At 67.8% G+C, this 9,475-nt stretch carries 8 protein-coding genes and 1 pseudogene; 3 read left to right on the top strand and 6 right to left on the bottom strand.

Features of this window, described 5'->3' with window-relative positions:
- The first annotated feature begins 298 nt into the window (after window positions 1-298).
- The gene (locus DD1DGNOD_RS19430; protein ID WP_131770762.1) at window positions 299-1,714 is read left to right on the top strand and encodes a helix-turn-helix domain-containing protein; all 1,416 of its coding nucleotides are present in this window, start codon (window positions 299-301) and stop codon (window positions 1,712-1,714) included.
- A 213-nt stretch (window positions 1,715-1,927) separates the two neighbouring features.
- On the top strand, window positions 1,928-2,812 hold the full coding sequence (locus tag DD1DGNOD_RS19425) for an alpha/beta fold hydrolase (RefSeq protein WP_131767901.1): 885 nt from the start codon (window positions 1,928-1,930) through the stop codon (window positions 2,810-2,812).
- Here DD1DGNOD_RS19425 and DD1DGNOD_RS19420 read toward each other — a convergent pair.
- From DD1DGNOD_RS19420 to DD1DGNOD_RS19395, 6 genes and pseudogenes are all read right to left on the bottom strand, one after another.
- A complete protein-coding gene (locus DD1DGNOD_RS19420) occupies window positions 2,788-3,246 on the bottom strand; it encodes a hypothetical protein (RefSeq protein WP_206443310.1) in 459 nt (152 codons plus the stop codon). The genes DD1DGNOD_RS19425 and DD1DGNOD_RS19420 overlap by 25 nt on opposite strands.
- Before the next feature lie 13 nt (window positions 3,247-3,259).
- Window positions 3,260-3,730, bottom strand: coding sequence for a helix-turn-helix domain-containing protein (locus DD1DGNOD_RS19415; RefSeq protein WP_131767900.1), 471 nt, complete (start codon window positions 3,728-3,730; stop codon window positions 3,260-3,262).
- Window positions 3,731-4,038: 308 nt separating this feature from the next.
- Window positions 4,039-5,400: an NtaA/DmoA family FMN-dependent monooxygenase gene (locus tag DD1DGNOD_RS19410; protein WP_131770761.1), complete on the bottom strand. Its 1,362-nt coding sequence runs from the start codon at window positions 5,398-5,400 to the stop codon at window positions 4,039-4,041.
- 51 nt (window positions 5,401-5,451) lie between these two features.
- The gene (locus tag DD1DGNOD_RS19405; protein WP_131767899.1) at window positions 5,452-6,648 is read right to left on the bottom strand and encodes an LLM class flavin-dependent oxidoreductase; all 1,197 of its coding nucleotides are present in this window, start codon (window positions 6,646-6,648) and stop codon (window positions 5,452-5,454) included.
- Window positions 6,649-6,703: 55 nt separating this feature from the next.
- Window positions 6,704-6,961, bottom strand: a pseudogene (locus tag DD1DGNOD_RS19400) (hypothetical protein); the annotation flags it as partial.
- Between the two features lie 140 nt (window positions 6,962-7,101).
- A complete protein-coding gene (locus DD1DGNOD_RS19395) occupies window positions 7,102-8,022 on the bottom strand; it encodes an NADP-dependent oxidoreductase (RefSeq protein WP_131767895.1) in 921 nt (306 codons plus the stop codon).
- A 1,029-nt stretch (window positions 8,023-9,051) separates the two neighbouring features.
- Between DD1DGNOD_RS19395 and DD1DGNOD_RS19390 the strand changes: the two genes are divergently transcribed.
- On the top strand, window positions 9,052-9,475 hold a 424-nt coding region (locus tag DD1DGNOD_RS19390), incomplete at its 3' end, for a nucleoside deaminase (RefSeq protein WP_131770764.1).

Below are 9,475 nucleotides of genomic sequence, written 5' to 3'. Positions count from 1 at the left end.
GCTGTCCGATGGTGTTGCTCATCGTCTTCCTCCTTTTGGGGCTCGTGGAGCCGTCCGGACGGGGCTCCTTGTTGCGACTGGCATGCCGCCGGGGCCGGTTCTGCTGCTCATCGCCCCGGCGGCGACCGCTCCCAGCACACCGCAGGACGATGCACAGGAAGGCCGTTGCAATGGCCTAATCAGTGGCCGTTTCAGTTGCCGTTTCGTCGTCATTTCCGGAAGCCGTCCAGGGAGCGACGTCGAGACGGTTAGTGTTGCCGCGTTCAGTCACTCAAGCGACACGCAGGACGTGGCCGTCATGTCGGGAGACACCCCACTGATGCTGCGGGCCTACCGGGAGTGGTATGGCCTCGAGCAGCACGAAGTTGCATCACGACTTGTGAACCTTGCCCACGACATCGATGGAGCTCACGCCGGGGTCAACGACGAGATGATCTCCCGGTGGGAACGCGGGCTGGTCCGACCGCGACGACGCTACCGGCAGCTGCTGTGCACGCTGTACCAGGCGACAGAAACGCACCTGGGATTCTGCCGGCCACTACCGGGTGAAACCGTCATCCACCCGTGGCCGCCGGTATCCGACGGCGACACCGCATCCGCAGACACCACAATGGTGCTGCCCTGGAACGTGGAGGGCGGTTTGCAGGCGGCCCGGCGCATCCTCGACGCTGAAGGCATGGATCGTCGACTGTTCCTCACTGTCATGGGCACGGCGATCACCGAACCCGCTCACGGGTGGCTGTTCGCCCCACCCGTGGACTCCGTGACCCGGAACAGCGGCAGTCCCCTGCCCGCCACGGTCGTCGACCACCTTGACCAGATCATCGACCAGCTCCGCCGGATGGACGACCAGCTCGGTGGGGGTGCACTACTCGGCCTGGTCCGCCAGCACCTCGCCTACGTTGTCGGCCTCATCGAGCATCGGCGTTACACTGACAGCGTCGGACGCCGCCTCCATGCCACCGCGGCCGAACTTCTCCGGCTGGCGGACTGGCTTTCCTTCGACGCCGGTCAGCATGCCCCCGCGCAACGTTTCTTCGTCGCCGCGCTCCACGCCGCGCACACCGCCGGTGACCGCGCGCTCGGTGCCAACATCCTCGGTTTCGCTTCCTGCCAGGCCAAGGACCTCGGTCATGTCCGTGCCGCGGTGTCACTCGCTGAAACCGCCCTGGCCGGTTACCCTGGCGGAACACCTCGGGTGAGTGCGATCCTGCATCTGCGGGCGGCCGAGGCGTACGCCAACGACCAGCAGACCGCCGACTGCCGCACGGCGATCGACACCGCGTTCGACCGGCTGACAGATGCTGTTCCCGAGCACGGTGAACCCGGATGGTGTTATTGGATCAACGAGGCTCAGGCTCACGCCCAGGCGGGTTACTGTTACCTGAAACTTCACGAGTGGCCCCGGGCGCAAGAGCATCTCCACGCTGCCCTGTCCCTACAGGACAGGGTATTTTCCCGTGAAGCAGCCCTCCGCCAGACACTGCTTGCCACCGCTTATGCCCGGCAGGACCCGCCCGACCTCGACCCTGTACTGACCCTCGGTACCGCCGCCATCAACACCCTCACCGGGGAAGTCGACTCAGCCCGATGTGTCGGTCATATCACCCGTCTGGCCACTCACCTTGCGCCCTACCATCGGAAACCGTCGGTCCGCGAATTCCTCGGCCGTGCCGCCGCACTCACCGCTTCATCGCCCCCCAGTTCTGTATAAGGGCCCGGCAACGCCGTCCGGCAGTCGCAAAAAGGGAAGCCTGGTATCTCCGTCCGCATGTGAGGACCATTGTGTCCAGGCTGTCAGCGCAGATTTTCGGCGGTCACCGGACGCCTGGACCACCTCGCAAGCCAGCGCTTGGTAGATGCTTCTTGCGGTGCGTCGGGATGAGCGGCCGACTGTGGATATGCCGTCGCTGCTACGGTTCGGTGGGTGGAGGCAACAATCTTCGCCGCGGACGGCGCCGCGCTCTGGTGCGATGTCACCGGCAGGGGTCCGCGGATCGCACTGTGCAACGGTGGGCCTGGGCTGGCCGACTATCTCCACCCGATGGCGCGGCTGTTCACCGACCGGATCCAGACGGTGCGGTGGGAGCAGCGCGGTTGCGGACGTTCCGCGCGCGTCGGGCCCTTCACCGTGGAACAGTGCGTCGATGACCTCCGCCAGGTGATCGCCTCGACTGGTGACGGCCCGGTGTTCCTGCTGGGTCACTCCTGGGGTGCAACGCTCGCGCTGAGGTTCGCACTCACATATCCGGGGATGGTTCGCTCCCTGGCGTACATCTCGGGTACCGGTACGGGCGCCGCGTGGAAGGCGCAGTGGCGTGCCAACATGCGTGCCCGTTTGCGGTCGGCGGAGCTACGCCGGTATGACCGACTGGCAGCGCTCGACCGCACCGCTGATCAGGACCGTGAACTGGCGATCCTCCAGTGGAAGACCGACTACGCCGACCCCAACGCCGGTGAGCTACACGCCACGGCGATGGCGACGCCCTGGTCGCCGGTCAACGAGCTGTGCAATCGGGCGATTGGCGCCGAAGTCGACGGGTGGGTGGAACAGGACCTGCTGGCCGAGTACCGGGGACTGCGGGTGCCTGTGCTGGTGGTGCACGGCGACCGTGATCCACGGCCGGGCTCGGCTGTCGACTTGCTGTGCCGCGCGCTGCCCGACGTCCGCCGTGTCGATCTCCGCGACGCCGGGCACCTGCCGTGGCTGGAGCATCCCGACCTGTTCCGGGATCTGATCAGAGACCACGTCGGCCTGTCCACAGCAGACTCGACAGGCCATTACGATCACCGCAGGACGACGCACACATGAAGGCCGGTGTAATGGCCTACCTGCATTCCAGTGGCATCGAGCAGGGGATGCGAACCGTCACCGCGGATGCGCGGGGACGTCGGCGAGGTAGGTGGCCAGGGAAGTCGCGGACGTTGAAGGTGACGATGACTTCGGCGTTGGCGCGAACCGCTGCGGCAAGGATATGGCGGTCCTTCGGGTCGTTGGTCATACCCGTCGATGAGGGATTCGTAGCCGGTGACCATGGCGTCGGGAAACGAGTGGCGCATGTGGGCGATGCGCCGGTCCACCCGGTCGGACGGGATGCCGGCTTCGACGATGTTGCGCCTCAGCTCGATGAAGATATCGATGGACCACAGTGGCCGGTACGCCTCGGCTTCAGCGAGCCGGAGCATGGTGTCGCACAGGTAGGCGGGGTAGAGCACGCAGGTGTCGAGTAACGCGGGGAAAGCCACGGTGGTATCCGCGTCACCTGGTTCGTTTGGGCACGGCGGTCACGTTGTAGAGGTCGTCGTCTTCGGCGTCCGCCGCTATCTGGTCGAGCGTCTGGCGGTGCTCGCGGCGGGTGCGTTCACGGTAGTCAAGGATGTCGCGGAGCATCACCCGCCGGTGTCGCCCGCGCATGGTGTACGAGATTTCCCCTTCGGTCAGCAAACGTACGAGTGTCGGCCGCGAAACGTTGAGTAGATCGGCGGCTTCCTGTGTGGTGAGCATCGTGTTGTGCGGCGCGATCGAGATGGCCAGGCCGTGCGACAGGGCGGTCACCACATCGTGAAGCACCCCGTACAGTTCGTCAGGGATGTCGATCTGGGAGCCGTCGGGGCCGACCAGCCTCGCTCTCGCCGGTTCCTCCAGCCTGGCGAGGCGGCGGGCGAAGCGGGCAAGGTCGGAGCTGTCCGCTGGAGGGAGGACCGTTCGCTCACGTAGCGCGTCGACCATGCGTCCAGACTATCATTATTCGAAAAAATCGAAAGTCCTTGGAGTGGGTCGTGGTCGCGCTCTACGCGAGACTCTGGACATATCCAACGGTCACGGGAGTCGAGAGCTCCGCAGCGGACGGTACCGGGCAGGCACTGCCGCCGTGGTACCGGTGAATCTGGTCCCGGTGCGCGTGACGGTCCCCTTCGCAGAGTGTCGGTCATACTGCACATGGTGACCTGGCGGGGCGGTGGCACGGTCTGCTCAAAGAGCTTCTGGAAGCAGGACAGGTTCTTGGTCGGACGCGGTCCGAAGTCTGCGACCGCGTCTCAGGCTGCGGCGGAGGCGAGGGTGGCGCCGGCTGGGAGGCCGAGGTTGTCGCGCAGGGTCGTGCCGGTGTATTCGGTGCGCAGCGAGCCGCGTTCCTGCAGCAGCGGCACCACCTTGTCGACGAACTCGTCCAGGCCGGTGGGTGTCAGGTGGGAGCCGAGGATGAACCCGTCCGAGCCGTCGTTCTGGACGAAGGAGTCGATGCGTTCGGCTATCTGGTGGGGTGTGCCGACGAACTCGGTGTGGCTGAAGACGTGGATGGCCAGCTCGCGCAGCGAGTAGTTGTTCGCCTCGGCCAGCGCCCGCCAGGTGGCCACCGTCTCGTGGGGGTCCTGGTGCAGGCGCGCCCGGCCCTGGATCACCAGCGGGCCGTCCGGGTCGGGGTCGACGTCCGGCAGCGGACCGTCGGGGTCGTAGCCGGAGAGGTCACGGTTCCAGACGGTCTCGAGCAGGATCTGCGCCGTACTGCCGCTGACCTGCGTCCGGGCTATCTCCCGGTGCCGTTCGACGGCCTCGGCCTCGGTGGCGCCCAACACGAATGACGCCGAGGGCAGCAGCTTGACCGAGTCGGCTGGACGGCCTTGCCGGACGGCCCGGGCCCGGATGTCGCGGTAGAACTCCTGCGCCTCGGCCAGCTGGCGGTAGGGGGAGAAGATCGCGTCTGCGCTGCCCGCCGCGAAGTCCCTGCCCTGGGGGGACACCCCGGCCTGCAGGATGACCGGACGGCCCTGGGGGCTGCGGGGGACGTTGAAGTGCCCCGTGACGTCGAACTGCTCGCCGTGATGGCCGAACGCACCCACGGCGTCGTCGCGGACGAACTGCCCACTGCCGCTGTCAGCCACCACGGCGTCGGCGGCCCAGGAGTCCCAGAGCTTCCGGGCGATGGTGAGGAACTCTCCCGCGCGGACGTAGCGGTCGTCGCGGTGCAGGAAGCCGCCGCGGCGGAAGTTCTGCCCGGTGAATGCGTCGAAGGAGGTCACCACGTTCCATCCGGCCCGTCCGCCGGAGAGGTGGTCCAACGAGCTGAGCTGCCGCGCCAGTTCGTACGGCTCGTTGAAGGTGGCGTTGATGGTGCCGACCAGGCCGAGGTGCTCGGTCACCCCGGCCAGCGCGGCCAGTACCGGCAGGGTGTCCGGGCGGCCGACGATGTCCTGGTCGAAGATCAGACCGAGCCGCTCGCGCAGGATCAGCCCTTCGGCGAGAAAGAAGAAGTCGAACTTGCCGCGCTCGGCGGTCTGGGCCAGGTGCTGGAACGAGGAGAACGTGATCTGGCTGCGGGCGGCCGGGTCGGACCACACCGTGTGATGATTCACGCCACCGAGGTAGGCACCGAGGATGATCTGCTTGCGGGGTTTGCTCATGCGTACGCTCCAGGCGCTCGATATCGGCTGGCGTGTCAGGCGATGGAGTAGTCAGGCGGCGGCGTAGCGGTTGGCGGGTCGGGGCAGCCCGAGTAGGCCGCGCAGCGTGTTCGCCTCGTAGGCGGTGCGGAACACGCCGCGGTGCCGCAGCTCCGGGACCAGCGTGCGGGTGATCGCCTCCAGGTCGTGCGGGATCGTCCCGGGCCGTAGCCGGAAGCCGGACAGGCCGGCGCGCTGCCAGTCCTGCAGCACGTCGGCGAGTCCGGCCGGGGTGCCGGCGAACACGAGCGCGTCGCTGCTGTATTCGCTGCCGGCCAGCTCGTCCAGGCGCTTCCTGCGATCGTTGGCCGCGGCTGTGGTGGTGTCGAGGAAGACGACGAGGTCACCGAAGACGTGCACGTTCTGCGTCCGGCCGGCGGCGTGCTGCTCGGCCCGGATCTCCTCGGTGATCGCGCGCGCGTCGGTGGCGTCCCGGGGGGTCACATAGACGACGTCGGCCGATCGGGCGCCGAACCGGTAGGACACCGCGGCGTGCGCGAGCGCGGTGACCAGCGGCTGTCCCTGCGGCGGCCGTGGCACGATCGACGGGCCCCGGACACTGAACCATGTGCTCCTGAAGTCGATGTAGTGCAGCTTCTCGCGGTCGATGAACCGGCCGGTGGCGGCGTCGCGGATCTCGGCGTCGTCCTCCCAGCTGTCCCACAGCCGGCGGACCACCTCCACGAAGTCGCCGGCCTCGTCGAAGTATTCGGCGAACGCTGCCTGGAGCTCGGGTTTTGCATAATCCTCAAGCCGGAACGGAGGGATTTCGCGGCGGCCGAAGTGGGAGTTCTCGCTGGGACGCGACAGCTGCGCCCGCCATCCGGCCCGTCCGGTGCTGACATAGTCGAGGGTTGCTATCGCCTTCGAGACGTGAAATGGCTCGGTGTGCGTGACGGTCGCGGTCGGGACGAGCCCGATGTGCGCCGTCAGCGGCGCGACCCGGGCCGCGATCAGCACTGCGTCCAGGCGCCCGCGCACCTGGTCCGTTCGTCCGTCCGGGCCGTCGTAGCGGGAGGACTGCACGCCGAGGGAGTCCTCGATGGTGACGAAGTCGAGCAGACCGCGCTGGGCTTCGGACACCAGGTCGACCCAGTAGCGCGGGGTGAACAGCTCGCGTGGGCGCGCCCGTGGCTCCCGCCAGGCCGCGGGATGCCAACCGGTACCGTCCAGCGCGACGGCGAGATGGAGTGGAAAGAGCGCGGGCATCAGCTGGTCGTCCCCTTCTGTTCGGGTTGGTCGGTCTGTTCGGTCTGCTCGGTGTTCACGGAGGTGGTGAGGCGGTGGCCGCACGGAGGGGACGGCGGCGTTTCCACTCCTCGGCGATCAGCTCGTAGGAGCGCACCCGGTCGGAGTGCCGATGGGTGATCGTCGTGATGGCGAGCTCATCCGCGCCGGTAGCCTGCTGGAGCTGTTCGAGCTTGTCCGCCACGGTCCGCGGGGAGCCGACCAACTGGGTGTCGAGGCGGTCCTTGACAAGGGCGCGATTGTCGTCCGTCCAGACGTGAGCGGCGGCCTGCTCCGTCGGGTTCGTCCGGCAGGGTGACGAACTCGATGAGACGTCGACCGGGTAACGCAGCACCTCGCCCTGCCACCCGGCCGGGTGAGCGTGCGAACCCAGCAGCGACGACCGCGCAGAGTTGTTCAGCGGACGCCGTTCGGTCATCGAGTGACCTCAATAACGACCTTGCCACGGGCATGGCCGTCCTCCACCGTTCGCAACGCCCGTGCCGCCTGCTCCAGGGGGAAGGTCTGGGTCACGAACGGGTTCAACACGCCGTCCGCGGCCAACCGCGCGACCGCGTCGAGCACCACCCGGTTGCGGGCCCGCTCGACGCCCGCGCCACCCAGACGTGCCACCGTCGTCCGGTCCGCGGCCGTGATCAGCTTCGACTTGTCCGCCACTACCCCGGCCACCTCCTCCAGCGCGGCGCCGCCGACGAGGTCGTAGACCGCGTCGACGCCTTCGGGTGCGGCGGCTTGCACCCGGTCGGCAACGTCCGGTCCCGGCTCGACGTGGATGACGCCAAGGGACTCGACGAAGTCCTTCTTGCCGGCGCTGGCGGTGCCGATCACCGTCAGACCCACATGCCGGGCGATCTGCGCGGCCGCCACCCCCACCCCACCTCCCACGCCGGTGATCAACAGCGTGGCGCCGGGCGGCAACCCCAACTGGTGCACACCGTCGTAGGCGGTCGCCGCCGCGATCGGCAGCGTCGCCGCATCCGCGAACGACAACCTGTCGGGCTTGTGCGCGGTCACCTCCGCCGCAAGAACTGTGTACTCTGCGTATCCGCCTGTCACCGTGTTGCCGAAGACCGAGTCGCCCACCGCGAAGCCGCCGACACCCTCACCCACCTGTGCCACCACGCCGGCCACCTCGCCGCCGAGCACTGCCGGCAACTCGACCGGGGCTACGCCCGGCGGCCGGAAACCGGCCCGGCGCTTCCAGTCCGCGGGGTTGACCCCAGCGGCACGCACCTCGACCACCAACTGGCCTGGTCCGGCCACCGGATGGGGGCGGTCGATGAACGTCTCCACCTCCGGCCCGCCGTGCTCGGTGAAGACGTAGGACTTCGGCATCCGAACCCGTTCCTCTCGATGCGTTATGCAATGACTGGCATACATTCGGCAGCAGGCGTTTCCCGCCGATGGCCCGGGTCAGTGGCCGGCCGAGGTCTCCGCCAGCTCGGATTCACGGTGGCCACGAAGACGCGGTGCATCGGTGATCCGCTCTGCGGGTGGCAGGTGCGGGCCTGCCATCCGCGGCGACCGACGAGTCGATGACGGAGACGGGGCCGGGTACGGGTCTTCTCCTGAGCGTGCAGGCCAGCAGCGCCCCGGTGGTTCCCTTTCCCTGATCAATTGATTAAGGCGTGCAGCCTGTCCCACAGGACTGATCAGAGAAGCGCTGTACGGTGAACGGCCGGCAAGGGAGCCGAAAAGTGACCGTTTGGTGGAACCGGGATGGCACGCGACCGGTTAACGCTCCGTCAGCAACAACAGAGAGAACTCGCAAGACGCGAGAAGTCAAGGTACCTTCGGGCGACAAATGCACTCTTCAGTGCCACGACTAAACCGTAGCCGAGGGTCGCGTGCAGCGCAATGACGCCGGCCCGCGGGGATCGCTACAGCCATCCGCGCAGGACTCCGTATCCGGTCCCTGCCCGCACGGGCGGATGTGTCCTGCGTTTATTGCGGACGTGTTCGCGCCGCAATGTAGTGGGCGTTGCGTCCGGTGGTGGAGCCGCGGATGAGCAGTTCCGGGACGAGCCGGTCGAGTGCGCGGTTCGCCCCGGTCTGGGTGAGGCCAGTCAGGGTTGCGTAGTCGCCGCTGGTGATGCGTTCATGGGCGGTGAGCCAGGCAGCGGATCATAAACCAGTACTGGACGACATGGAGGTCGCGTGAGTGCTGGTTTACGGGTCCACTCGGCCGCGATTACGGGTTCCGCTTGAGCCTTCCGCTCGAACCGCACGCCGCCGACCGGGCGTACAACCGGCACACGGAGCAGGTCGGCCGGGACCGAGCGGCCCGGACAGGCGGGAGGACAATCAGGTCCTGTGCAGCCAGGTCCGGTGCGGCTGGCGCCGACCGCCAGGTACGAGCCATGGATGCGCCGCGCCCTGGAGATGGCGCGGGTACTGTCGGACCCGGGGGCTGGTGATCCTCCCGTCGGAGCGGTGATCTACGGCCCGGACGGGCGGGAGATCGCCGCCGCGCACCATGACCGGCAGCGCACGGCCGATCCAACCGCCCATGCGGAGATCACCGTGCTCCGGCAGGCCGGACGCGCGCTCGGAACATGGAAACTCGACGCCTGCACCCTCGTGACCACGCTCGAGCCCGGCCTGATGGCCGCCGGCGCCGTCGTCCTCGCCCGGGTGTCCCGCCTGGTCATCGGCTCGTGGGACGAGTACAACGGCGCCGTCTGCTCCCGATGGGATGTCGTGCGCGACCCGCGGCTCAACCACTTCGTCGAAGTCGTCCCCGAGGTCCTCAAGGCCGAATGCGACGCGCTGCTCAACGGCTACCTCG

Origin of the sequence: Candidatus Protofrankia californiensis, from assembly GCF_900634765.1 — a bacterium.
Classification (GTDB): Bacteria; Actinomycetota; Actinomycetes; order Frankiales; family Frankiaceae; genus Protofrankia; species Protofrankia californiensis.
The sequence above is the reverse complement of the archived record's forward strand: the minus strand, read 5'-3'. Positions and strand labels throughout refer to the sequence as shown.